Genomic DNA, 24,907 nt, shown 5'->3' with positions numbered 1-24,907 from the left:
CGCCGGTGCGCCACTGGCTTTCGCGATGGCGGCCACACTGGCCGCCCGCGGTCCGCCGTCGAGCACCAGCGCCCGGGCGGCGTCGAGTGCGTCCAGCTCGAACACCCATCGGTAGACGGCGAACCAGTGGCGGCCCTTCAACGCGAACCGCGCCGGCGGTCGCGCTTCGTCCAGCCTGAAACCGATCGGCACGGTCGACGGGTCGTGCGGATCGCGGCACATCACCCGCAGCAGCGCCGACCACGTGTCTGCGCGGTTCGCGACGATGGTTATGGCATGCTCATCGATATAGGGTAATCGTTCCATATAGAAGGACCATACTAGATCGTGGCACCTCCGCGGAAGCATGAAACCGATGTGATCCTCGACGCCGCCCGGGCGCTGGTGCTCGACGGCGGACCGCGGGCGGCCAGTGTGGCCGCCATCGCGAAAGCCAGTGGCGCACCGGCGGGCACGCTGTATCACCGGTTCGGCAACCGAGACGGCATCTTGACCGCGGCGTGGCTGCGCGCCCTCGAGCGCTTCCAACGGCGGGCGCTGGCCGCCGACGGCGAAACCCCGACGGACACCGCCGTGGCGATGGCCGTGGCCGCCGTCGGCTTCGCGCGTGCCCTTCCCGAGGATGCCCGGCTGCTCTTGACGATCCGCCCGGGCGACCTGCTCGACGGTGAGCCCGACGCGGCATTCCAGCAGACGCTCGCCGCGATGAACGCCCCCCTGACACAACGCATCGCGGTGTTGGCCCGCCAACTGTATGGGAACTCCCGACCGCGATCCGTCGACGCCGTCGCGCGGGCGGTGGCCGACCTGCCCTACGCCGTGGTGCGGCGCCACGCGCGCGACGAGCCGATGCCGTCCTGGCTGGAAAACGACGTCGCGGCGTCGGCCCAGGCCGTACTACGGAGCTTTGGAGAACGTCCGTAGCGACTCGATCTGCACGGGATCCAAAGAGGGACGGACGTTTTCGCGTGCCGCCGCGAGGTCGGCCGCCGTCACGTCGGTGGCGTCGATGGATCGGCGCATAGCGGTCAGTGCGGCCTCCCGCAGCAGCGCCACGCAATCGGCGGCGCTGTAGTCGTCGAGTCCGGCCGCCACCTCGTCGAGATCGACGTCGGCGCTGAGTGGGATCGATTTGCCCGCGGTGCGCAGGATTTCGCGGCGGGCCGCGGCGTCAGGAGGCTCGACGAAGACCAGCCGCTCCAGCCGGCCCGGACGCAGCAGTGCGGGGTCGATGAGATCCGGTCGGTTGGTGGCGCCCAGCACGACCACGTCGCGCAGCGGATCGACACCGTCGAGTTCGGTCAGTAGCGCGGCCACCACCCGATCGGTCACGCCCGAATCGAAGCTCTGCCCACGCCGCGGCGCCAGCGCATCCACCTCGTCGAGGAAGATCAGCGACGGCGCCGAATCCCGGGCGCGCCGAAACAGCTCGCGCACAGCCTTTTCCGAACTGCCCACCCATTTGTCCATCAGCTCGGAACCCTTCACGGCGTGCACGGACAGCTGCCCGGTGCTGGCCAGCGCACGCACGATGAACGTCTTGCCGCAGCCCGGCGGTCCAAACAGCAGCACCCCGCGCGGCGGCTGCACACCCAACCGGGCGAAGGTGTCCGGATGTTGCAACGGCCACAACACGGCCTCGGTCAGGGCCTGCCTGGCCTCGGCCATGTCGCCGACGTCATCGAGCGTGATGTTGCCGACGCTGACTTCCGCACTGGCCGAGCGGGACAGCGGCCGGATGACGCTCAGCGCACCGACTAGATCCTCCTGTTTCAGCTCGGGCGGCCGGCCGTCGGTGCTGGCCCGCGACGCCGCCCGCAGCGCCGCCTCGCGCACCAGCGCGGCCAGGTCGGCGACGACGAAACCCGGTGTGCGAGAACTAATTGCGTCGAGCTCAAGATCGCCCGTGGGCACGTTTCGCAGCAGCGACTCCAATAGCGCTTTGCGGGTGGCGGCATCGGGAAGCGGCAGGCCCAGCTCACGGTCACACAGGTCCGGGGCCCGCAGTCGGGCGTCGAGCTGGTCGGGTCGCGCGGAGGTGGCGATCAGGGCTACGCCCTCGCTGGCCACCGCGGTACGCAGCTCGCCCAGGATTAGCGACGCCACCGGCTCGGCGGTGGCCGGCAGTAGTGCATCGACGTCGGTGATCAGCAGCACGCCGCCACCGTCGCGGACCGTCTGCACCGCGGAAGCGACGGCCTTGAGCCGGTCTTCGGCACCCAGCGCGCCGGCCTCCGGGCCGTCCAGCGTGACGAGCCTGCGGTCGCCGCATACCGCGCGCACCAGGGTCACCTTGCCCACACCGGGCGGACCGGACACCAGCACGCCGAGGTTGGCGCCCGCGCCCAATGTCTTGAGCAGATGCGGTTCGTCGAGCGCGAGCTTGAGCCATTCGACGAGCTTGGCGGCCTGCGGCTGGGTGCCTTTGAGTTCCTCGACGACCATCTCCGGCCTGGCGAGCTCGACCGATATCTGGGACGAGGTTCCGGCGCCGGACGGAACACCGGTGCCCCAGGTGACCAGCGAGTTGGGCTGCACGCTGACCGGTCCCTCGGGGTCGACGCCGGTGACCGTCAGCAGCTCCGAGGTCCAGCTGATGCCCACCGCGGTGGCCAGCGCGCGGGTGGCATCCGACGTCGAGGTGCCAGGACCCAGATCGCGCGGCAGCAGCGATACGGCGTCGCCCACGGTGATCACCTTGCCCAGCAAGGCTTGTCGCAGCGTGACCGGCGTGACCGACTGGGTGGCCAGCGTCGAGCCGGACAGCGTCACCGACCGCGCCCCGTAAACGGTGACCGCGCCGACGACCACCGCGGTCCCCTCGCGCAGTCCCGCGTTGGACAGTGTCACGTCGTCGAGCAGCACGGTGCTGACCGGTGTGTCCGGTCCGGCCAGGCCCGCTACCGCCGCCGTGGTCCGCGACCCGATCAGCGATACCGCGTCCCATTCCCGAATCCCCAGTGCGGCAATGGCGTTCGGATGCAACCGAATGACGCCGCGGCGGGAGTCGACCGCCGAGGTGTTCAGCCGGGCGGTCAGCGTGAGCCGACGGGCCGCATCGTCGCCGGAGCGACTCACGGCAAGCGCCTGCCCGGCTTGCGCAGGCCCAGCCGCGCCATCGAGCGGCGGTTGGGCTGTGCCCGGCGGATCGCGCGCCGCGTGGCGCGACGCTGCTTGGGTTCGTCATCCCACGCCTCGGGGTGCGCAGCCAGCCAGCGCGAGTTGCGGATGGCGAACGGCACGTGGCACAGGTAGGCGACGATGATCACCCAGATCAAGACATAGGGCGCCAGTACGGCCGCCGCCGCGCAGATCGCCAAGACGGCCAGCAGGGGCGCGGCCCAACTCGGCGGCACGGCGACCGCGTGCATCTTGCGCATCGGGATCTTGCTGACCATCAGGATCGAGGTCCCGGTGATCCAGATGCACAGGAACAGCGGCGACGTCCACCAGCCGTCACCGAACTGCAGCTTGAGTCCGATGAGACCGATCATCGAGATCGCACCGGCAGGCGCGGGCATGCCGACGAAGAACTCGTGCGCGTAGGACGGCTGGCTGCCGTCGTCTTGCAAGGCGTTGAATCGCGCCAGCCGCAACACCACGCAGACCGCGTAGAGCAGGATCACCACCCAGCCGGCCGGTGACGTGGTCAGCAGCGTCACGTACAGCACGATCGCCGGGGTCACGCCGAAGTTCACCGCATCGGCCAGCGAGTCGATCTCTTCACCCATCCGCGACTGCGCGTCCAGGATGCGGGCCACCCGCCCGTCGAGTCCGTCCAGGATGGCCGCCGCCGCGATCAGCGCCATCGCGGCCTTGGGCTGGTGTTCGAGGGCGAACCGGATCGAGGTCAGTCCCGCGCACACGGAAAGCACCGTCATCGCGCTCGGCAGGATCTGCAGATTGACCGCCGGCCGTCCGCGCGGCTTGCTGATCATGGCAGCTCGGCCAGCACAGTCTCACCGGCGATCGCACGCTGGCCGACCTTCACCAGCGGCTCGGAGCCCGCCGGCAGGTAGGTGTCCAGCCTGGAGCCGAACCGGATCAGGCCGTAGGTGTCACCGATCGACAGTTTGTCCCCGACGTGGGCGTCGCAGATGATGCGGCGGGCCAGCAGCCCGGCGACCTGCACCGCGACGACGTCCGCGCCGCTGGGAGTGCGCAGGTGCAGGCTGGTGCGCTCGTTCTCGGTGCTCGCCGCGGCGAGGTCGGCCGAGCCGAACCGGCCCGGCCGGTGCTGCACGGCGATCACCTCGCCGCTGACCGGCGCCCGCTGCACATGCGCGTCCAGCAGCGACAGGAAGATGCTGATCCGGGGAAGCGGCACCTCGCCCATGCCCAATTCGGCGGGCGGGGCGGCGAAGTCGATCACGCAGATCTCGCCGTCGGCGGGTGCGACGATCGCGCCGGGCCGGGCGGGTGGCACCCGCGGCGGGTGACGGAAGAACCCCGCGCAGGCGCCGGCGGCCAGCAGGCCCGCCCGTCGCACCCATCGGTGCTTGCGGCCGACCAGCGCCAGCGCCAGCCCGGCGCCGATGAACGGTCGCCCGGCCGGATGCACTGGTGGGACGGCGGAGCGCACCAATTCCAGCGCATGCTGCGGGCTGAAGCCCGGGTCTTGAGCAGAGGGGCCGATAGTGCGGGGGCGTCGTGCCACGCGGCCATCTTACGGAGCCCGCCGCTGATTCGTAGACGCCCGCAGAGGGAACGCCCACCTTCGACATGCAATCGCACAGCGCCGATCGGCGGGCAACCCAAGCGCGCCGGGCGAAAGTCGCGGTCACCGCCGTATTCATCGCGCATGGTGTGGTCTTCTCGTCCTGGGCCGCCCACATTCCCCACGTCAAGGCCGGGCTCGGCCTGTCCGACGCGGCGCTCGGAACGGCGCTCTTCGGCGCACCGCTGGGGTCTGTGGTGGCCACGCTGCTCAGCCACTGGGCGCTGCCCCGCTGGGGTAGCCACCGGCTGATCCCGGTCACGGTGGCCGGCTATGCCGCGGCCGGAACGACGGTGGGCCTGGCCACATCCGCGGCCTCGTTGTTCATGGCGCTGGCGTTGTGGGGCCTGTTTCAGGGTGCACTGGATGTCGCGATGAACACCCAGGCCGGCACGGTCGAGCGGCTCGCCGGGGCTCCGATCATGGCGCGGTTCCACGGCATGTGGAGTGTCGGAACGTTGTTGGGCGCAGTGATCGGTGCGGCGTGCGTCAGCGCGGGCGTCGGCCTCACCGTCCAGCTGACGGTTCTGGGGCTGGTCGTCCTGATCGTGGTGGAAACCCTGACCCGGCGCCTGATCCCCGATGCGGCGGATACCGCCGCCGCGTCGGACTCGGCCGGAGGTAAACGGGCCTGGATGACGCCGACGGTGGCGATCCTGGCGGCCGTGGCGTTCGCGTCGTTTCTGTGCGAAGGCGCCGCCACCGACTGGTCGGCCAACTACCTGCGCAACGTCATCGGCGCCGGCCCGAGCGTCTCCGCGTTGAGCTACGCCGCGTACACCCTGACGATGGTCATCACCCGGTTCGGCGCACCGCGACTGCACGCGCGCGTCTCCAGTCGAAGGCTGCTGCCGGGGCTGGCGCTGGTGGCCGTCGTCGGCATGAGCGTGATGCTCGCGAGCGCCAACGCCTGGATCAGCGTGCTCGGTTTCGCCGCGCTGGGCGTCGGCGTGGCGCTGCTGGTGCCTACCGCCTTCAGCGCGGCGTACGGTGCGAGCGGCGCCGGATGGGCGATCGCCATCGTGGCCGCGACCGGTTGGCTGGGCTACCTGCTCGGGCCGCCGCTGATCGGCCACCTGTCCGGCCGGGTGGGGCTGTCGGCGGCGTTGGTCACCGTTCCGGTGATGATGTCGGTCGTCGGCATCGCCATCCGCTACACACCGGCTTTCGATCGGGCCGACGAATTCCATCGCGACGTCGCCACGCCCGCGGCGTAGTCACCCGGCTAGCGCAGATCCCAGACCTGCAACGGGGTTCCCTCGGACACCTCGACGACGTCCTCGGGGATGTCCAGCAGCGCGTTCGCCGACGCCAGCCATCGCAGGTGATGCGATGCCGGCGGCCCGTAACTGGTGACCGTGCTGGCGTCGTCGTTGAGCACCGCGCGCCGGAATTGCCGCTTGCCGCGCGGCGAGGTCAGCGACTCGGCGAGGACCGCGTTGCGGTGCGGTCGGTCCGGATCCGGCAGGCCCATTGCTCGGCGCAGCGCGGGCCGGATGAACACCTCGAAGGACACCAGCGCGCTGACTGGGTTGCCGGGCAACGTGACGATCGTCGCGCCGGCCACCCGTCCCACGCCCTGTGGCATGCCCGGCTGCATGGCGACCTTGACGAATTCCACGCCCTGGTCACCCTCGCGCCCGAACGCGTCTTTGACCACCTCGTAGGCGCCGGCGCTGACGCCGCCGCTGGTGATGATCAAATCGGCATCGCCCGCGTACTGGTCGATGATCGAACTGAATTGGGCCACTTCGTCTTCCGCTGTGGCGACGGCGACCAGATCGGCGCCCGCATCCCGGACCGCCCCGGCCAGCATGATCGAGTTGGACTCGTAAATCTGCCCGGGCCGCAGCGCGGTGCCCGGCGTCACCAGCTCCGATCCGGTGGAGATCACCAGCACCCGCTGGCGCGGAATCACGCGCAACTCGGCGATTCCCAGCGCCGCCACCAAGCCCAGCACGGCTGGCGTCACGACCTGACCCTGGCGCAAGACGGCGGTGCCGGGGAACACGTCCTCGCCCGCACGGCGGATGTGCCTGCCTGCCTCGCGGGGCGCGCGGATGGACACGACGTCCACACCGCCGTCGGTGTCCTCCACCGGAACGACGGCCGTCGCCCCGGCCGGCAGAGGCGCGCCCGTCATGATCCGGTGGGCCGTACCGGGCTGCAACGTCAGTTCGTCGGTGCGCCCGGCTGGAATGTCCTCGGCAACGGGCAATACCACCGGGTGTTCGGGCGTGGCGCCCGAGGTGTCGTCGGCGCGCACCGCGTAGCCGTCCATCGCGGAGTTGTCGAAGACCGGCAACGCCAGCTGCGCCACCACGTCCTCGGCCAGGACCAGACCCTGGGCCTCGGTCAGCGGGACCGCGACCGGCGGCCGGGCCCGAATCAACTCGGTGACGACCCGCTGATGTTCGGCGACTGAGCGCATCGGAGCCATTATCCGCGCGTCAGACGGGGAAGCTGACGCCGGTGAGTTCTTCGGAGACTGCCCAGAGCCGGCGCTGCAACTCCTCGTCGTGGGACTGGGCGCTGGATTTGACCAATCTCGGGCGGCCCCGCTGCTCGAGGAAGCCCCCCGGACCGTAGTACTGCCCGCCCTCAACGGCCGGATCGGTGGCGGCCCGCAGCGTCGGCAATGCGCCCATGGCCGGGCTCTGGAACAGCACCGGCCCCAGCACGGCCTTCACCGGCCGAAAGACGCCCGGCAGATTGCGGGCCAGCTCCGTATTGGAGCCACCCGGATGGGCGGCGACGGCAATGGTCTTCGCGTCGGCCTTGGCCGCCAGCCGGCGCTGCAGCTCGTAGGTGAACAGGAGGTTGGCCAGCTTGGATTGCCCGTAGGCGGCGATCCGGTCGTATCGCTGTTCCCACTGCAGGTCGTCGAAGTGGATCGCCGCCCGCAGCCGATGGCCGAGGCTGCTGACCGTCACCACCCGCGAATCCCGCACCACCAGCAGGTTGTCGAGCAGCAGCCCCGTCAGCGCGAAATGGCCCAGATGATTGGTGCCGAACTGCAATTCGAAGCCGTCCTGGGTGACCTGCTTGGGCGTCCACATCACCCCGGCGTTGTTGATCAGCAGGTCGATGCGCGGGTACGCCGCGCGCAGCGCGTCGGCGGCCGAGCGCACCGCGTCCAGCGAGGTCAGATCCAGCTGCTGCAGCGTGACATCCGCGCGCGGACTCGCGGCGACGATGCGCGACAGCGCCGCGTTGCCCTTCTCGAGGTTGCGAACCGCGAGCACGACGTGGGCGCCGCGGTAGGCCAGCACGGCGGCCGCCTCATACCCGATTCCGGTGTTGGCGCCGGTGACGACGACGACGCGGCCGCTCTGATCCGGGACGTCGCCCTCCGACCAATTGCGGTTCTCTGTGTCGTTGGAAGCCATGGCCCAAAACATACTCATGCGAAACGACTGCCGCCGGGTTGGGCGACGGTGAACCAGTCGTCGGCCCGGTTGACTACTAGTAGTGCCGAATTACCTTGCCGGGCAATCGAATACCGATGGACGGTCAAGTGATCCGAATGCGTGGCAGCGCCCGGCGCGTGCCCCGAGATCTACTGCAGCGTAGACGAATTCGTTCAGGAGCTACGTCGCGGCGAAGTGACTGCGGTGGCGATGGACGGCCGCGGTCGCCGGGTTGACGTGTGTGGCACGCGCGGGCGTCGCGTCATCGCGGGCGGTGCGAGGGACAATCGTGCGCGGGCCCGATCGCGCAATCCGCGCCCGCCACGCTGATAGCCGCTTACCCGGGTACCGCGTTCCCGGGCGGCGGTCGGCGCCGGTGAACGCCGCCGAAAATCCGGTGAGCTCCGGGGTTTCGGGCGTTTGACCCGCAGGCTGATCATGACCGGGGCGCTCATCGACCAATCGATTCGTTGCCGCATCCAGGCCGCAGCCCGCTTCGACGGTTTGCTCGTCCGCACGGCCACACCCTACGCCTGCCGCTAACGTGGCCTGCGCAAAGGGCAGAAACGTTACGGCAGAGGTAATTTCGGATTAACGGAAGGGTTTACTGCACCCAGAAATTATCGTGGCGGATGAACCATTCCCGGCGCTCGTCGTCGGTCATGTCGGACAGGGCCGCCAAACCTTCGAAGTAAGCCTCGCGGGGTGCGCCGGGCGTGAACAACATCAGTATCGAGGCCGGTTCGTCCGCCTCGTTGCGGAAACCGTGGATGCCGCCGGGCGGGACGTAGAGAAAGTCGCCTTGCCGACCATCTGTCCACTGGGTGCCGTCGTAGAGCTTCATCGTCCCGGACAAGACGAAGAACGCCTCGGACATGGCGCGGTGGAAATGCGCCGGGGGTCCGCCGCCGGCCGGGCCGATGTCGACGCGGTAGAGCCCGTAATCGCCGGCGGTGTCCTGTTGGTTGGCCAGGTAGTGGTACTTGACCCCCGTCGTCTCGTAGTCAGGTGGCTGATCGGCCCGCTTGAGCCAGGCGCTGATCTCCGGTTCGTCTTTGGTGTATCGGGCTGGCGGGTATGGCGGCACGACAAGGGACATGGCTCCAGTGTGCGCATAGCATCGCCGGTGTGGACCGATCGAGCGCCGAAGATGTTCGCGTGCACCGGCTGCTCGACGCCGAAGGCAAGGCCGCGCAACTGTTCGACGAGATCGAGCGGCGGGCCATGATTCGTCCCGGGCTGGCAGAGAAGGAACTCTCCGACCAGATCCACGACCTGGCCGGGGAGATGTTCGGGGTGACCCGGCACTGGCACCGGCGGATCGTGCGGGCCGGGGAGAACACGCTGCAGCCGTTCCAGGAACGCCCGCCGGATCGGGTGATCGTCGACGACGACATCGTCTTCCTCGACCTAGGGCCCATCTTCGAGGAGTGGGAGGCCGATTTCGGGCGGACGTTCGTGCTCGGCGACGACCCGCACAAGGCGGCCGTTCGCGACGCCCTACCGCGGGTTTGGGAGGCCGGCCGCGACCACTTCGCGAGTCACCCCGAAATCACCGGCGCCGAGCTGTTCGACTACGTCGTCGGCGTGGCCCGTGCCGAGGGCTTCGAGTGGGGCAGCCGCATCGCGGGCCATCTGATCGGCGAGTTCCCGCACAAGAAGATCGCCGGCCCCGGCATCGAGTGGTACATCATGCCCGGCTCGAACAAACCGATGCGCCGCACCGATCCGCGCGGCCGCATCTGCCACTGGATTCTCGAGATCCACCTTGTCGATCGTCCGCGCGGTTTCGGCGGCTTCTACGAGCAGCTGCTCGACCTGCCCTCGGGCTAGTGCCGATCGCAAGCGCGGCGCGGACGCCGGGCGCAGCGGGTCGGCACCATCGGACTAGTCGAGGGGATAAACCACCCCGGTGAGCTCCTCGGAGACCGCCCACAGCCGGCGCTGACGGTCGGCGTCGTGCGATTTGGCGCTGGACCCCACGATCTTGGGATAGCCCCGCGTCTGGCCGAGGCCGTCGGGTCCGTAGTACTGCCCGCCGAGCACTGCCGGGTCGGTGGCTGCGCGCAGGGTGGGCAGCGCGCCGACGGCCGCGTTCTGGGCGACGAGGGGTGCGATCCGCTCGAAGGCGACGGCCAGCGGGGCGGGCATGTTGCGCATCAACTCGGTGTCCGACATGCCTGGATGGGCGGCCGCGGCGATCGTCGTGCCCTGCGGGGCAAGCCGCCGTTGCAGTTCATAGGTGAACAGCAGGTTGGCCAGCTTGGCCTGTCCGTAGGCGGCGACCCTGTTGTAGCGGCGCTCCCACTGCAGATCGTCGAAGTGGATGTCGGCGAGGATGCGGTGGCCGACGCTGCTGACGGTGACGATCCGCGAGCCGGCGATCGGCAGCAGCCGGTCCAGCAGCAGACCGGTGAAGGCGAAGTGGCCCAGATGATTGGTGCCGAACTGCAACTCGAACCCGTCCTTGGTGTTCGACTTCGGCGTGTACATCACCCCGGCGTTGTTGATCAGCAGGTCAATGCGGTCGTGCGCGGACCGCAACTGCGCGGCCGCGGACCGGACGGACTCCAGCGAGGTGAGGTCGAGCTCCTGCAGCGCGACGTCGGCATGGGGGCTGCGGGCGGTGATGCGGGCCGCGGCGTCCTTGCCCTTGTCCAGGTTGCGCACCGCCAGCACCACGTGGGCGCCGCGGTCGGCAAGCGCCAGGGCGGTCTCGTAGCCCAGGCCGGTGTTGGCTCCGGTGATGACGGCGACCCGGCCGGCCTGGTCGGGAATGTCCGCGGTGGTCCACTTGGCCATCAGAGGCTCCTTGAACTTGTAGAGTAAACGGGGCGAGCGCTCCGGTTGATTGATGACTATACGGAACGCACGCCCCGCTTTGTCAACCGATGGACAGTGAACAGATGGCACAGCCCGAACGCCGGCAGCGCGCCGACGCGGCGCGCAATCGCGCGCGCGTGCTGGAAGTCGCCTACGACACCTTCGCGGCCGAGGGCCTCTCGGTGCCCATCGACGAGGTCGCCCGGCGAGCCGGCGTCGGGGCCGGCACCGTCTACCGGCACTTCCCGACCAAAGAGGCGCTGTTCCAGGCGGTCATCGAGGACCGGATGTATCGGCTGGTCGACGACGGGCGCGCCCTCCTGGAATCCGTCGGCCCCGGCGAAGCGCTCTTCGCCTGCCTGCGCTCGATTGTGCTGCAGTGGGGAGCGGCGGATCGCGGTCTGGTCGACGCCCTGGCCGGCTTCGGGATCGACATCGCCAGCGCCGCGCCCGACGCCGAGGACGCGTTCCTGGCCATGCTCGACGAGCTGTTGCGGGCCGCGCAGCGGGCGGGCACCGCCCGCCAAGACATCGGAGTGCGTGAAGTGAAGGCGATCATGGTCGGGTGCCAGGCGATGGAGGCATACAACTCGGCGTTGGCCGAGCGGGTGACCGACGTCGTCGTCGACGGTTTACGCGCTGGGCGATAGCGCTCACCTCTTCTTGCACTCGACATGGGCGAGTGCTAAGAATGACTTGGCACTCGCGACCAGCGAGTGCTAGGTCGGGACGGTGAGACCTAGCCACAAGACAGCTGCGGTCGTCCGTCGCGGGCACTGCACCCGGCCAGAACGTGTCATCCCCAATCCGGAGGAATCACTTCGCAATGGCCAAGACAATTGCGTACGACGAGGAGGCCCGTCGCGGCCTCGAGCGGGGGCTCAACGCCCTCGCCGACGCGGTAAAGGTGACGTTGGGCCCCAAGGGCCGCAACGTCGTCCTGGAGAAGAAGTGGGGTGCCCCCACGATCACCAACGATGGTGTGTCCATCGCCAAGGAGATCGAGCTGGAGGACCCCTACGAGAAGATCGGCGCCGAGCTGGTCAAGGAAGTCGCCAAGAAGACCGACGACGTTGCCGGTGACGGCACGACGACGGCCACGGTTCTGGCCCAGGCGCTGGTCAAAGAGGGCCTGCGCAACGTCGCGGCCGGCGCCAACCCGCTGGGTCTGAAGCGCGGCATCGAGAAGGCCGTCGAGAAGGTCACCGAGACCCTGCTCAAGTCGGCCAAAGAGGTCGAGACCAAGGACCAGATCGCTGCAACCGCAGCCATCTCCGCCGGCGACCAGTCGATCGGCGACCTGATCGCCGAGGCGATGGACAAGGTCGGCAACGAGGGCGTCATCACCGTCGAGGAGTCCAACACCTTCGGCCTGCAGCTCGAGCTCACCGAGGGCATGCGGTTCGACAAGGGTTACATCTCGGGCTACTTCGTCACCGACGCCGAGCGGCAGGAAGCGGTCCTGGAGGACCCCTTCATCCTGCTGGTCAGCTCCAAGGTGTCGACCGTCAAGGACCTGCTGCCGCTGCTGGAGAAGGTCATTCAGGCCGGTAAGCCGCTGCTGATCATCGCCGAGGACGTCGAGGGCGAGGCGTTGAGCACCCTGGTCGTCAACAAGATCCGCGGCACCTTCAAGTCGGTGGCGGTCAAGGCCCCCGGCTTCGGTGACCGCCGCAAGGCGATGCTGCAGGACATGGCCATCCTCACCGGTGGTCAGGTCATCAGCGAAGAGGTCGGCCTGTCGCTGGAGAGCGCCGACGTCGCCCTGCTGGGTAAGGCCCGCAAGGTCGTCGTCACCAAGGACGAGACCACCATCGTCGAGGGTGCCGGTGACTCCGACGCCATCGCCGGTCGGGTGGCCCAGATCCGCAGCGAGATCGAGAACAGCGACTCCGACTACGACCGCGAGAAGCTGCAGGAGCGTCTGGCCAAGCTGGCCGGCGGTGTTGCGGTGATCAAGGCCGGCGCTGCGACCGAGGTCGAGCTCAAGGAGCGCAAGCACCGCATCGAGGACGCGGTGCGCAACGCCAAGGCGGCCGTCGAGGAGGGCATCGTCGCCGGTGGTGGCGTGGCCCTGCTGCACGCGATCCCGTCGCTGGACGAGCTGAAGCTCACCGGTGACGAGGCGACCGGCGCGAACATCGTCCGCGTGGCGCTCGAGGCTCCGCTGAAGCAGATCGCCTTCAACGGTGGTCTGGAGCCCGGCGTGGTGGCCGAGAAGGTCCGCAACTCGCCCGCCGGTACCGGCCTGAACGCCGCGACCGGTGAGTACGAGGACCTGCTCAAGGCCGGCGTTGCCGACCCGGTGAAGGTCACCCGTTCGGCGCTGCAGAACGCCGCGTCGATCGCGGGGCTGTTCCTCACCACCGAGGCCGTCGTGGCCGACAAGCCGGAGAAGGCGTCCGCACCTGCGGGCGACCCGACCGGTGGCATGGGCGGCATGGACTTCTAAGTCCAAGTTCGAAAAAGCCCGGTCCCTCTGGGGGCCGGGCTTTTTCGTGTCTACGGGTGTCCCAGTTGCCCCAGCCGCCCCTGGAAAGTTCCGTGCTGCTTTTGCCCGCCTTGCAGCGACAGGCCGAATTGTCGCTGCAAGGCGGGCAATTCGGCCATTGCCCTGGCGGGGGAGGGGCGGTGCGCCCGCCCGCCGGTGAGCCCTTGCGCCGCCACCAAGGCGTTCCCGAAGTTCATGTGGATGCCCGCGCGCGACGTGGCACGCACCGGAATCGAGGCGCGCGACCGCGATCGCGGGTCCGTGATCCCCGGGCTGCCAAGCCGGATCAGCACCAAGCTGTTTCAGTTCATGCCGCGGCGAATGCTGTTGCCGCTATTGAAGAACCGGCATCCGAGATTGCGCAAGGACCGCTCTGCGCCCCAGCGCGCTCCACGTCGCCTCCGACCACGAGCCGGTGCGCTCCAGTTCGTCCACCGCCTCGATCAACGTCGGCTCGGCCGGGCTCCACCGCGGGTCGTCCGGACCACCGGTGACCAGCGCGTCGCACTCGTCGTCGCTGACGCCCGCGATCGGACTCCAGAACGCCGCCTGCCCCGCCCCACTCGTACTGACAGCCCAGCAGCGCGCAGCTGCGAAGAATGGCGATGCTGCGCGTCCGGCCCGGCTAAAGCGCTGCCGCATAAAGGGATTCGCCGAGCTTGCGTCCGGGGTCAGGCCGGCAGCGAGAACACCACGCAGTCGTGCAGGCAGCCCTTGGCCGCGTCTGGCGAGTCGGCGTCGCGGTGCAGCAGCGCGCGCGTGGGAACCACGTCCAGGTGGGCGATTTCGGCCCCGGCCCCGGTCACCTCTGCGGTGCCGTCGACGATCAGCGAGTAGCCGTCCGGTTCGGCGGGCGGCCACAACAGGGTCACGTCGGCGCGGTGGGCGAGGTTGTTGCGGGTTCGCCCGCCGATGAGTCCGACGTCGAGAGTGGCTGCACGCAGCCGCGGCTCGACCGTCACGGTGTGCACGCGGTATTCGTCGTCGACGGTGATCAAGTACGCATACGGATAGTCGACGAGCGCGTCGGCCAGCGCCTTGAGATCAACCTTCTTCTTGGTGCGCATGATCTTCCAGGATAGGCGCGAGCGGTGCGGGCCGGTGCGCTACTGCGGCGCCGAGGGCCTGAGGAACCCGGCGATGCGGGAGGTGTAGCCGCGGGCGACGGCGCCGGAGCTGGCCGGGCGTGCGACGGCGGTGCTGGTGTTGGAAAAGCCGAGGTTTTGTAGCACCTGATTCCAGGGCGGCAACTTGGCCACGGCCGCCGACGCGTCGGCGTGATAACCGAACATCGCCGCCACGTCCGAGGCCCACATCTGCTCGTACGCGGCCTCGATGTCGGCGATGGCTGGGGTGTTCTGGCCCAGGTGATTGTTGGCCGCCAACGCCGCCACCAAGGCGCGGTTGGCCGACACCACGGCGGGCTGCACCGTGGCCGCCAGGGCCACCTCGAACGCGGTCGCGATCGCCGAGGCCTGGTTCGACACCTCTTCGGCCTGCGCGGCCGCCGCGCTGAGCCAGCTCACGTATTGGCTGGCCACCGACATCATGGCCGTCGACGACGCGCCCTGCCACGATCCGCTGGCCAGATCTGACGTCACCGAGGAAAATGACGATGCCGACGATGCCAACTCCCCGGCCAGCCCGTCCCACGCCGCCGCGGCAGCAAGCAGCGGCCCGGGTCCAGGACCGGAGAAAATTAGTGCCGAGTTGACTTCTGGCGGCAACCACGCAAAATGCGGGTTCGTCACGGACCCAACTTAGCTGGTATATGCCACTTTTGGTGGCGTTATCGCGAGGGTACGGGGATGGGCTGGCGGCCACGGACCAACTTGCCTGGACGGGCGTCTGTGGGGACGCCGTTTTCGGCGATCACTTCCCCGGCCACGATCGTGGCGACATACCCTTCGGCGGTCTGGTCCAGGCGCCGCCCCCCGGCGGGCAGGTCGTAACTGATCATCGGCTTGTGCAGCCGCAACGCCGCGTGGTCGATGACGTTGAGATCGGCCTTGTAGCCGACCGCGATGCGGCCGCGATCACCCAGCCCGGCGATGCGGGCCGGCACCGACGTAAGCTCGCGAACCGCCTCGGACACCGTGAAGCGTCCGGCCTTGCGGTCACGTGCCCAGTGCGTCAGAAAGTAGGTCGAGTAGCTGGCGTCGCAGATCATCCCGTAGTGCGCGCCGCCGTCGCCGAGGCCGAGCACCACGTCGTCGCGGTGCAGCAGTTCCCCGACGGTGTCCAGCGAATTGTTCTGCAGGTTGCTGGTCGTCACCAACAGCATGGCCCGGCCCTCGTCGTCGAGCAGCCGGTCGTAGGCTTCTTCCATCGGGTCCACCCCGCGGGCCCGGGCGCGGGCCCCGATGCTGGTCGACGGGTCGGGCTCGTAGTCGGGATCCTCGCCCAGCGGGAAGATCCAATCCCACATCTGCGCCACGTACAGGATCGGGTGCCCCTGGCCGGGCTTGTCGGCCAGGATGCGGGCGCGGACCTCGGGCTTGCGCATCTCGGCGACCCGCTCGGCCAGTGGCAGGTGCGCGATCTCGCGGTAGCTGGGATAGAGCACGAACGGGTTGGCCGTCAGTTGCAGGCCGATGATCAACCCGATCGGGCGCGGCAGCAGCTGCGCGGTGACGTCACCGCCGGCGGCGTTCGCCTTCTCGATCATGGTGATGGCGTCCGGCCAGGACGGGTCGCCGGAGTTGGCGACGACGAGGGTGAAGGTGACCGGCAGCCCGACATCCTCGGCGACGTCGAACACCGTCTGCAGCACCGGCTGGTATCCGCCCGACGGGATGTCGGGAACGAACTGCAGCAGCCCACCGCCGCCGTCCACGACCCCACGCGCGATCTCCTCGATCTCTTCCCGGGCGGCCTCGTAACTCGGGATGGGCGAACCGCTTTCGGTCTTGTGGATGGTCAACCGCGACGACGCGAAGCCCAGCGCGCCCACCTCGATCGCCTCTTTGGCCAGCTCGCGCATCTTGGCCAGGTCGTCGTCGGTGGCCGGCTCGCGGTCGGCGCCGCGCTGGCCCATCACGTACACCCGCAGCGGCGAGTGCGGCAGATACGCCGCCACGTCGATGTCTCGCCTGCCCGACTCGAGCGCGTCCAGGTATTCCGGGAAGGTTTCCCACGTCCACGGCAACCCGTCGGTCATGACGACGCCGGGAATGTCTTCGACACCGGCCATCACGTCGACCAGCACGTCGTGGTCGGACTGGCGGCAGGGCGCGAAGCCGACGCCGCAGTTGCCCATCACCACCGTCGTCACCCCGTGCGCCGAGGACGGGGTCAGCCGCTCCGACCAGATGGACTGGCCGTCGTAGTGGGTGTGCAGGTCGACGAAGCCGGGCGTGACCAGCAGGCCGGTGGCGTCGATCTCCCGGTCGGCGGCCGCGCCGTTGATAGCGCCGACCGCCCTGATGATGTTGCCTTGCACCGCCACGTCACCAACGAACGGCTCACCGCCCAGCCCGTCGACGATGGTGCCGTTGCGGATGATGAGGTCGTAAGTCATCCAAACAATCTACGACCGTTCCGGTGGCTCGTGCCAGGATCAACTCGGTGATCGACCATGTGGGAATCTTCCTCGGGATCCTCCCGTAGTGTCGCGTGTATGGCCAGCACCGACGATGCCGCCGTTCTTCAAGAGCTCCTGCGCGACGCGTTCACTCGGTTGATCGAGCACGTCGACGAGATCACCGAGGGGTTGACCGACGAGGTGTCCGGCTACCGGCCGGCCCCGAACGCCAACAGCATCGCCTGGCTGCTCTGGCACAGCGCGCGGGTGCAGGACATCCAGCTGGCCGATGTCGCCGGCGTCGAGCAGGTGTGGTTTCGCGACGGCTGGGTGGACCGGTTCGGACTGGACCTGCCGCGCAACGACACCGGTTATGGGCACGGACCCGATGACGTGGCCAAGGTCAAGGCGCCCGCGGACTTGTTGTCCGGCTACTACCACGCGGTGCACAAGCTCACCCTCGACTATGTCGCCGGGGTGTCCGCCGAGGAGCTGGCCCGCGTCGTGGACACCAACTGGGATCCACCGGTGACGGCCAGCGGGCGATTGGTGAGCATCATCGACGACTGCGCCCAGCACCTCGGGCAGGCCGCGTACGTGCGGGGGATTGCGTAGATTCGCAGGCGTGCGATTCGTGGCGACCGTGCTGTTGTGGCTCATCACCACGCTCGCGCTCGCGGTCGCGATCCCCGCGGCGTGGGCGCAGCTGCATGTCGTTGACGCCGACGGCTACGCCGCAATGGCGCGCAGCGCGGCGACCGATCCGGCGTTGCAGTCCGCCATGGCAGCCGAACTGAGTAGCCGGGCAACGGCTCTGGCCGCCCAGCAGCGCGGGGGCGGCTACCCGCTCGACAGTTCCGAGGTACACGAGGCCGCCAGCGCCTTCACCGCAGGCCCCGCGTTTCCGCCGCTGTTCGCGCAGGCGAACCGGGCGGCGCACGGCTGGTTGTTCGGCGACCCGGGCGCCGGCGAGAACGGCAATCAATGGGCGGTCGATGTGGCACCGATGCTCCAAGACGGCTCGATTCAGCCGCTGCTGCGCCGCCACAACGTAACGGTCCCCGCGAAACTGACTGTCCCACTGACCTTTTCGGTACCGCAGTCGATGCGACAGGGACGGCTTAGCCGGCTGCACACCTGGGGTCCGTGGATGAGCGTGGGCGCGGCGGCGCTGTGCGGTGTCGGCGCGCTGCTCACGTTGGCCGTCGCCCGCCGCCGCGGCAAGGCGCTTTGCGGCCTGGGTGTCTCGGCGCTGCTCGTCGGTGCGGGTGGATGGGCGGGCATCGAGGTCGCCGGTCGCTACCTCAACGAAGCGCTCAACCGCACCACCGGCAACGTCCGCGGCGTCGCCGAGGTGATGGTCGCCCGCGCCGAAGCCGGTCTGCACGAATGGCTCAACATCACGTTGCTCACCGGCGCCGGGCTCGTCGCATTCGGCGTGATCGTCGCAGTGCTGGGCGGTCTCGCGAAGAGGTCGTGAGCCCTGCCCGGCTAGCCGAACGTGAACGAGAACACCTGCAAGCCCTTGCTGACTTGCATGTCCAGCTGATCGCGGTGCGCGGCGTCATCGGCGACGATCCGGTGCAACGTGGGCGCTCCGCCGATCGGCGTCGCGGTGGTCTTGCCGTCCCGGGTCACGGTGATGGTGCCGGTGCCGCCGACGACGGCGTAGACATCCTTCGCGGTGTAATTCAGCCGGATGGCGGAGTCGTCGCCGTCCGCCGTGGCTCCCTGGTCGTCCAGGTTCCAGCGGCCCCGCAGGGCGAACTTGTCATCGGCCAGGTTCGGCGGGTAGCTCAGCGTGGCGGCGCCCTCCTTGTAATCCCCACTGCCGCCGTAGTTTCCGGACTTGCCTACACCCAGGTAGGTCTCGGGTGTGAGCCTGGTCTGCGGGGTCATGTCGGTCGAGTTCACCGGTGCGGGCAGTTGGGCACCGGGATGGGCGTCGACGAGAAGCTTGCGGATCAGCTTCTCGGTGCCGTCGTAGTCGCCCTCACCGAACTTGGTATGTCGCACTTGCCCATTCGCGTCGATCAGGTACTCGGCCGGCCAGTACAGGTTCGCAAAGTTGTTCCACGTCGCGTAGTCGTTGTCCAGTGCGATGGGATAGGTGATGTGCAGGTCGGCTGCGCCGCTGGCCACATTGGCGGGCACCCGCTCGAAGGCGTACTCGGGGGTGTGCACCCCGACGACCAGAAAGCCGTTGTCGCGATACCGGTTGTACCAATCGATTACGTGCGGGATGGCGCGCTGACAGTTGATGCACGAGTAGGCCCAGAAGTCGATCAGGATCACCTTGCCGTGCACCGATGCGGGGTCCAGCGGTTTGCCGTCCGGGGTGTTGAGCCACCCCGTGACGCCGGTGAGCGCGGGAGCCGGTCCGCACTGTTGCAGTTCGGCGGAACCGCTGGAGCAATCGCTTAGCGCGCCGTCGATGGTGGTGCTGGGCTGGCTCAGCTGCACCCCGCCGCCCTGGTTCGGCTGCTGCGTGGGGGCGGGGCCCAGGCTGCGCTCGATGTCGTTGGCCCCCAGCTTGTTCTGCATTGCCGTCGTGTAGTCGGGCACGGCGCGCTGCAGCATCGCCGGCAGGTTGAACACGAGCGCCACGGCCAGGATGATCATCGCGATGCCGCCGGTGATCTGAATTGCGCGCTGCCGGCGGCGAAACGCGGCCACTCGTTCGGCGACGCGCCGGCCGGCCAGTGCGAAGGCCAGTAGTGGCAACGCGTTGCCGATGGCGAACGTTGCGGTCAACACGAGCGCGCCGGGGCCGATCGACGTGGTCCCGCCGGCCACCACGATGGCGGCCAGCACGGGTCCCGCACAGGGCACATACAGAGCGCCCAACGTCAGCCCCAGTCCGAAACCATCTGTGCCAGAGCAGATTTGGCGTTGGGGGAAGTACGCGAACGGCCGCTCGATCAGGTGCTGCACCGGCGGGAAGATCAACCCCAGACCGATCAGGATCAACACCACCAGTGCGGCCCACCGGATCGCGTCCTGCGGCAGGTGCAGCGCCGTGAGCAGCGCGGAGCCGATCAACGTGGCCAAGCTGAAGCTGCACACCAGGCCCGCGATCACCAGGTACGGGCGCGCCGCGGAACTCACGCCGCGGCTGCTGCCCGCGCCGGACAGCAGAATCACCGGAAGCACCGGCAGGATGCACGGCGAGACACCGGTGATCAGGCCACCGAGAAAGCCGATCAAGGCGATGGTCTGCACGGGTTACGCGGAGAGGCTCGAGGGGTGCCGGGCGATGAGCATGGATACACCTTTACCTGTTTTTGGCGCCGACGCGTGACCCAGCACAAATCACGTAACGTGCGTTATGCAAATCACACAACGTGCGTTACGCTCAGCCGGTGGCGCAACTCACGTTCCAGCGCGCCCGCACTGAGGAGAAGAAGCGCCAACGTGCGGAGGCCCTCGTGGAGGCCGCACGCTCGCTGGCAATGGAAACAGGCGTCGCGTCGGTCACCCTGACCGCGGTCGCCAGCCGCGCCGGAATTCACTATTCGGCGGTACGCCGTTACTTCAGCTCGCACAAAGAAGTTCTGCTGCACTTGTCCGCCGAGGGCTGGGTGCGATGGTCGAATACGGTGTCGGAGAAGCTGGCCGAGCCCGGCGCGAAGTCGCCGTCGCGCATCGCCGAGACACTGGCCGAAGCCCTGGCCGACGACCCGTTGTTCTGCGACCTGCTGGCGAACCTGCACCTGCACCTCGAACACGAGGTGGACGCGGAGCGGGTCATCGAGGTCAGGCGGATCAGCACCGCGGCCACTCTCTCGCTGGCCGATGCGATCGGCAGCTCGCTGCCGGAACTCGGACGGGCGGGCTCACTCGACATCCTGCTGGCGGCCTATTCGCTGGCGGCCACGCTGTGGCAGGTCGCGAACCCGCCCGAGCACCTGACCGACGTCTACGCCGAGGAGCCGGAAGTGGTTCCGCCAGAGTGGAATCTGGACTTCGCAACCGCGCTTACCCGCCTGCTCACGGCAACGTGTATCGGCCTCATCGCGGAATCGTCATGAACTCAGAGAGGAGGCCGGGCGCTGTGGCTTGGCGAACTGCAACCGATGAAGACGCTCCCGAACACTTCGAGCGCCCGGGGCCTGGGCCGACCGCGCAACCTCCCGCCGCAAGCGGTATGGCGCCGGGGGCCACGCCGCGGCCCCCGGATACCAAGCGCCGCAGCGACGCCCGGGTGAAGCAAGGCAGCCAAAGGGGGACTGCGGTGGCCAACGCGATCCAGGAACCGTGGGTCGTCGCTAAGGTTGCACATCGGCTAATTAATGTTTCGCCCGTGGTGAAGGACTTGAAGCGCCCATGACGACGACTGAGCCAAGGACCGAGCCGTTGAAGAAGCAGGGCCCCGCCGGCAGCGAGGGCAACAAGGCCGCCCCGCAGCGCGCCAAGAAAAAGGGGCTTCTGGGGCGTTTCTGGCTGGTCCTCACGATCGCAGCTGTCGTCGCGCTGTCAGGATTCGTGGTGTACCGGCTGCACGGCGTCTTTGGCGTTCACCGCGGTTCGTTCGGTGGCGGCACGTCGGGCGAGGTCCTCGACCAGTTCAACGCCAAGACGATCACCCTCGAGGTCTGGGGCTCACCGGGCAGCACGGCGACCATCAACTACCTCGACGAAAACAGCCATCCGCAGCAGGCCCTGAACGTGCCCTTGCCCTGGAGCAAAGTATTGAGTTCAACGAAGCCCGGAATCCCGGCAAACCTGGTGGCGCAAGGAGACGGCAGTTGGATCGCCTGCCAATTCGTCGTGAACAACCACGACGGCCACGGTGACGTCATCAAGGCTCCGAATCACTCAGATTCCGACGAAACCGTGAACGCCTTCGTCTATTGCCTGGACAAGTCCGCATGAGCGAGCCGGGCAAGGCTCCGCCGCGTGTCGATCAGCCGCTGATCCCGCCGTTCCTGCCGCGGATGATCCACAGGTTGGCGCTGCCGATCGTGCTCGCATGGTTGGCCATCGTCTTCATCACCAACACCGTGGCCCCGCAGCTGGAGGTCGTCGCCAAGACCCACTCGGTGTCGATGAGTCCGACTGACGCGGCGTCCTTTCAGTCGATGATGCGGGTCGGATCGACGTTCAAAGAGTTCAATTCCGACAACTCGGCCATGATCTTGCTGGAGGGCGACAAGCCACTCGGGGCCGAAGCGCACCGCTACTACGACGAGATCGTCAGGCGCATCGAGCAAGACAAGAAACACGTTCAGCACGTCCAGGATTTCTGGAGTGATCCGCTGACGGCGGCGGGTTCCCAGAGCCACGACCAAAAGGCCGCGTACGTCCAGGTTTACCTCGCCGGCAACATGGGCGGCGGGCTGGCGAACGAGTCTTCCGCGGCCCTCCGCAAGATCGTCGACTCGGTGCCCGCGCCGCCGGGAATCAAGGCATACGTCACCGGCGCGGGTCCGCTGTTCGCCGACCAGTCCCACTCGGGGGAGAAGGGCGTCGCGGTCGTCACTCTTATCACCCTCCTGGTGATTGTGGTGATGCTGCTCTTCGTTTACCGATCGGTGAGCACGGTTTTGATCATGCTGGCGATCGTGTTCGTCGAGCTGGCCGCGGCCCGCGGTGTCGTCGCGACGCTGGGCAACTACGGGATCATGGGGCTGTCGACCTTCGCCAACAACATGCTGGTGCTTATGGCGATCGCCGCCGGGACGGATTACGCGATCTTCGTGGTCGGCCGCTATCAGGAGGCCCGTGGTCTGGGCGAGACCCGCGAAGAAGCGTTCTACACCATGTTCCACAGCACCGCGCATGTCGTGCTGGGATCGGGCCTGACCATCGCCGGCGCGATGTACTGCCTGAGCTTCTGCCGGCTGCCGTACTTCGAGTCGCTGGGGGTGCCTTGTGCGGTCGGCATGCTGGTCGCGGTGTTCGGGGCTTTGACGCTGGGTCCGGCGATGCTGACGGTGGCGTCGTTCTTCAAGCTCATGGATCCGAAGCGCAAGCTGCAGACCCGGGGCTGGCGTCGCATCGGCACCGCGATCGTCCGCTGGCCCGCACCGGTTCTCGCGGTGACCATCGCGATCGCATTGGTTGGTCTGCTCGCCCTGCCCGGTTACAAGACGGACTACGACAACCGCCACTTCCTGCCGGCGGACACCCCGGCCAATGTCGGTTATGCCGCCGCGGACCGGCACTTCGACCAGGCTCGGCTCAATCCTGAGCTGTTGATGATCGAGACCGATCACGACCTGCGTAACTCGGCCGATTTCCTGGTCCTGGACAAGGTCGCCAAGGCGGTATTCCACATCCCCGGTATCGGCCGGGTGCAGACCATCACCCGGCCGTTGGGCACGCCGCTCGACCACAGCACCCTCGGTTTTCAGATGAGTGCACAAGCCGCAGGGCGGATCCAGACGCAGCACTACCAAGAGGAGCAGGCGAACAATCTCCTCAAGCAAGCCGACGAGCTGCGCAAGACGATGGCAACGCTGCATGAGCAGATGCAGGTGACCCAGGATCTGAGCAACACGACACACGAAACCACCAAGCTCACCAAAGAAACGGTGAAGATCACCGAGGCGTTGCGCGACGACATCGCCAACTTCGACGACTTCCTCCGGCCGATCCGCAGCTACTTCTACTGGGAGAAGCACTGTTACGACATCCCGGCCTGCTGGGCAATCCGGTCGGTCTTCAACGCGCTCGACGGCATCGACCAGGTGGCCGAGAACATCGTGAACCTGAGCGCGAATCTGGACAAGCTGGACAAGATTCAGCCGAAGCTGGTGGCGCTGATACCGCCGCAGATCGAGAGCCAGCAGCGCAACCTCGACACCATCATGTCGAACTACGCGACCACACAGGGTCTCAACGATCAGGCGAAAGCGCAGTCCGACAACGCCACCGCCCAAGGCGATGCCTTCGACAAAGCGAAGAACGACGACACGTTCTACCTTCCGCCGGAGGCGTTCAAGAGTCCGGATTTCACGCGAGGTCTCAAACAGTTCATATCGCCGAACGGGCACGCCGTCCGGCTGATCATCTCCCATGAAGGCGACCCGGCGACTCCCGAAGGCATCAACCACATCGAGCCGATCAAGCAGGCCGTGCACGAGGCGATCAAGGGCACCCCCTGGGAGGGCGCCAAGGTCTACCTCGGCGGCACCGCCGCGACGTACAAGGACATGCACGACGGCTCCAACATCGACCTGATGATCGCCGGAATCGCCGCAGCCACTTTGATTTTCGTCATCATGCTGGTGATCACCCGAAGCGTCGTGGCGGCCTTCGTGATCGTCGGTACGGTGTTGCTGTCGCTGGGCGCCTCATTCGGACTCTCCGTGCTGCTATGGCAGTACATCCTCGGCATGAAGTTGCACTGGATGGTGCTGGCGATGGCGATCATCCTGCTGCTGGCGGTCGGCTCGGACTACAACCTGCTGCTGATATCGCGGTTCAAGGAGGAAATCCACGCCGGGCTAAAGACAGGGACGATCCGCGCGATGGCCGGTTCGGGCTCGGTGGTTACCTCCGCCGGTCTGGTGTTCGCCGCCACCATGGCCACGTTCATGTTCAGTCCGCTGCTGGTGATGGCCCAGGTAGGTACGACGATCGCGCTCGGTTTGTTGTTCGACACCTTGATCGTGCGGTCGTTCATGACACCGTCGCTGGCCACCTTGCTCGGGCGCTGGTTCTGGTGGCCGCAGCACGTGCGTCCGCGGCCGGCCAGCACCATGCTGCGACCGTACGGACCGCGTCGCGCCGTGCGCGAGCTGATCCTCAACGACGTCGAGGAGCACCCGGCGGGCGGATTGGTACAACCGCGCTGATCGTGCGTGGCGCGTGAGTGTCGAGATTCGCGCTGGCGTGAAGAACTGCGAATCGGCTTGAGGGCGTGGTTGGAACCCTTCGCGGTGACAAGTGTCGATGCGGCATTCGCCTTTTATGGCGGTGCAACGCCGGCCTTACGA

23 protein-coding genes and 1 pseudogene are annotated in these 24,907 nt (G+C 67.8%); 10 read left to right on the top strand and 14 right to left on the bottom strand.

Translation table 11 applies throughout. The annotated features are described in order from the left end of the window. Positions 1-80: 80 nt before the first annotated feature. A pseudogene (locus A5782_RS27125) lies at positions 81-306 on the bottom strand (hypothetical protein); the annotation flags it as partial. A 21-nt stretch (positions 307-327) separates the two neighbouring features. On the opposite strand from A5782_RS27125, the gene A5782_RS20645 reads away from it, so the two are divergent. Continuing rightward, entirely contained in the window at positions 328-924 is a 597-nt protein-coding gene (locus A5782_RS20645; RefSeq protein WP_067103947.1) for a TetR/AcrR family transcriptional regulator, read from the top strand. Here A5782_RS20645 and A5782_RS20640 read toward each other — a convergent pair. Genes A5782_RS20640 through A5782_RS20630 form a run of 3 tightly spaced genes read right to left on the bottom strand, consistent with a single transcriptional unit; the run spans position 898 to position 4,657 of the window. Next, positions 898-3,078, bottom strand: coding sequence for an AAA family ATPase (locus A5782_RS20640; protein WP_067103946.1), 2,181 nt, complete (start codon positions 3,076-3,078; stop codon positions 898-900). The two genes, A5782_RS20645 and A5782_RS20640, sit on opposite strands and share 27 nt — an antisense overlap. Further along, positions 3,075-3,938, bottom strand: a complete 864-nt coding sequence (pssA, locus tag A5782_RS20635; protein WP_067103945.1) for a CDP-diacylglycerol--serine O-phosphatidyltransferase — start codon at positions 3,936-3,938, stop codon at positions 3,075-3,077. The genes A5782_RS20640 and pssA overlap by 4 nt, the downstream gene beginning before the upstream one ends. Continuing rightward, positions 3,935-4,657, bottom strand: coding sequence for a phosphatidylserine decarboxylase (locus A5782_RS20630; protein WP_197694296.1), 723 nt, complete (start codon positions 4,655-4,657; stop codon positions 3,935-3,937). Before A5782_RS20630 ends, pssA begins: the two co-directional genes overlap by 4 nt. Before the next feature lie 65 nt (positions 4,658-4,722). Between A5782_RS20630 and A5782_RS20625 the strand changes: the two genes are divergently transcribed. Continuing rightward, positions 4,723-5,934 (top strand): MFS transporter, encoded by a 1,212-nt coding sequence (locus A5782_RS20625; RefSeq protein ID WP_067103944.1) that lies wholly within the window; start codon positions 4,723-4,725, stop codon positions 5,932-5,934. Positions 5,935-5,942: 8 nt separating this feature from the next. Here the strand turns inward: A5782_RS20625 and glp are convergent, their stop codons facing one another. From glp to A5782_RS20610, 3 genes are all read right to left on the bottom strand, one after another. Continuing rightward, complete coding sequence (gene glp / locus A5782_RS20620; RefSeq protein ID WP_067103943.1) at positions 5,943-7,148, bottom strand: gephyrin-like molybdotransferase Glp; 1,206 nt, start codon at positions 7,146-7,148, stop codon at positions 5,943-5,945. 19 nt (positions 7,149-7,167) lie between these two features. Further along, a complete protein-coding gene (locus A5782_RS20615) occupies positions 7,168-8,106 on the bottom strand; it encodes an SDR family NAD(P)-dependent oxidoreductase (RefSeq protein WP_067104033.1) in 939 nt (312 codons plus the stop codon). 625 nt (positions 8,107-8,731) lie between these two features. Continuing rightward, positions 8,732-9,226 carry a cupin domain-containing protein gene (locus A5782_RS20610; protein ID WP_067103942.1) on the bottom strand — a complete coding sequence of 165 codons (495 nt, stop codon included), beginning with the start codon at positions 9,224-9,226 and terminating at the stop codon, positions 8,732-8,734. Between A5782_RS20610 and A5782_RS20605 the strand changes: the two genes are divergently transcribed. Further along, positions 9,205-9,960, top strand: a complete 756-nt coding sequence (locus A5782_RS20605) for a M24 family metallopeptidase (RefSeq protein WP_369815659.1) — start codon at positions 9,205-9,207, stop codon at positions 9,958-9,960. The two genes, A5782_RS20610 and A5782_RS20605, sit on opposite strands and share 22 nt — an antisense overlap. Positions 9,961-10,014: 54 nt before the next feature. On the opposite strand, the gene A5782_RS20600 is transcribed toward A5782_RS20605, so the two are convergent. After that, entirely contained in the window at positions 10,015-10,929 is a 915-nt protein-coding gene (locus tag A5782_RS20600) for an SDR family NAD(P)-dependent oxidoreductase (RefSeq protein WP_067103940.1), read from the bottom strand. 104 nt (positions 10,930-11,033) lie between these two features. On the opposite strand from A5782_RS20600, the gene A5782_RS20595 reads away from it, so the two are divergent. Beyond that, a complete protein-coding gene (locus tag A5782_RS20595; protein ID WP_067104032.1) occupies positions 11,034-11,600 on the top strand; it encodes a TetR/AcrR family transcriptional regulator in 567 nt (188 codons plus the stop codon). Positions 11,601-11,776: 176 nt separating this feature from the next. Continuing rightward, on the top strand, positions 11,777-13,402 hold the full coding sequence (groL, locus tag A5782_RS20590; protein ID WP_067103939.1) for a chaperonin GroEL: 1,626 nt from the start codon (positions 11,777-11,779) through the stop codon (positions 13,400-13,402). Positions 13,403-13,452: 50 nt separating this feature from the next. Here the strand turns inward: groL and A5782_RS26555 are convergent, their stop codons facing one another. From A5782_RS26555 to A5782_RS20565, 5 genes are read right to left on the bottom strand one after another with little or no spacing between them, the layout of a single operon-like run. Beyond that, positions 13,453-13,734: a hypothetical protein gene (locus A5782_RS26555; protein ID WP_197694295.1), complete on the bottom strand. Its 282-nt coding sequence runs from the start codon at positions 13,732-13,734 to the stop codon at positions 13,453-13,455. Between the two features lie 40 nt (positions 13,735-13,774). Next, the gene (locus A5782_RS20580) at positions 13,775-14,083 is read right to left on the bottom strand and encodes a hypothetical protein (RefSeq protein ID WP_231986739.1); all 309 of its coding nucleotides are present in this window, start codon (positions 14,081-14,083) and stop codon (positions 13,775-13,777) included. A 29-nt stretch (positions 14,084-14,112) separates the two neighbouring features. Beyond that, positions 14,113-14,508, bottom strand: a complete 396-nt coding sequence (locus A5782_RS20575) for a hypothetical protein (protein ID WP_067103937.1) — start codon at positions 14,506-14,508, stop codon at positions 14,113-14,115. A 39-nt stretch (positions 14,509-14,547) separates the two neighbouring features. Next, complete coding sequence (locus A5782_RS20570) at positions 14,548-15,192, bottom strand: PPE family protein (RefSeq protein ID WP_082943036.1); 645 nt, start codon at positions 15,190-15,192, stop codon at positions 14,548-14,550. Positions 15,193-15,230: 38 nt separating this feature from the next. Further along, positions 15,231-16,961: an amidohydrolase family protein gene (locus A5782_RS20565; protein ID WP_067103936.1), complete on the bottom strand. Its 1,731-nt coding sequence runs from the start codon at positions 16,959-16,961 to the stop codon at positions 15,231-15,233. Between the two features lie 99 nt (positions 16,962-17,060). On the opposite strand from A5782_RS20565, the gene A5782_RS20560 reads away from it, so the two are divergent. Both A5782_RS20560 and A5782_RS20555 read left to right on the top strand, forming a co-directional pair. Then, entirely contained in the window at positions 17,061-17,579 is a 519-nt protein-coding gene (locus A5782_RS20560; protein ID WP_067103935.1) for a mycothiol transferase, read from the top strand. A 10-nt stretch (positions 17,580-17,589) separates the two neighbouring features. Beyond that, entirely contained in the window at positions 17,590-18,444 is an 855-nt protein-coding gene (locus A5782_RS20555) for a hypothetical protein (protein ID WP_067103934.1), read from the top strand. Positions 18,445-18,455: 11 nt separating this feature from the next. Here the strand turns inward: A5782_RS20555 and A5782_RS20550 are convergent, their stop codons facing one another. Beyond that, on the bottom strand, positions 18,456-20,186 hold the full coding sequence (locus tag A5782_RS20550; RefSeq protein WP_067103933.1) for a cytochrome c biogenesis protein DipZ: 1,731 nt from the start codon (positions 20,184-20,186) through the stop codon (positions 18,456-18,458). Between the two features lie 122 nt (positions 20,187-20,308). On the opposite strand from A5782_RS20550, the gene A5782_RS20545 reads away from it, so the two are divergent. From A5782_RS20545 to A5782_RS20535, 3 genes are all read left to right on the top strand, one after another. Next, a complete protein-coding gene (locus tag A5782_RS20545) occupies positions 20,309-20,995 on the top strand; it encodes a TetR family transcriptional regulator (RefSeq protein WP_156624035.1) in 687 nt (228 codons plus the stop codon). 295 nt (positions 20,996-21,290) lie between these two features. After that, entirely contained in the window at positions 21,291-21,839 is a 549-nt protein-coding gene (locus tag A5782_RS20540; RefSeq protein ID WP_067103932.1) for an MmpS family transport accessory protein, read from the top strand. After that, positions 21,836-24,766 (top strand): RND family transporter, encoded by a 2,931-nt coding sequence (locus A5782_RS20535; protein WP_067103931.1) that lies wholly within the window; start codon positions 21,836-21,838, stop codon positions 24,764-24,766. The genes A5782_RS20540 and A5782_RS20535 overlap by 4 nt, the downstream gene beginning before the upstream one ends. Positions 24,767-24,907 lie beyond the last annotated feature (141 nt).

This window comes from Mycobacterium sp. 852002-40037_SCH5390672 (genome assembly GCF_001665875.1).
Taxonomy (GTDB): Bacteria; Actinomycetota; Actinomycetes; order Mycobacteriales; family Mycobacteriaceae; genus Mycobacterium.
The sequence above is the reverse complement of the archived record's forward strand: the minus strand, read 5'-3'. Positions and strand labels throughout refer to the sequence as shown.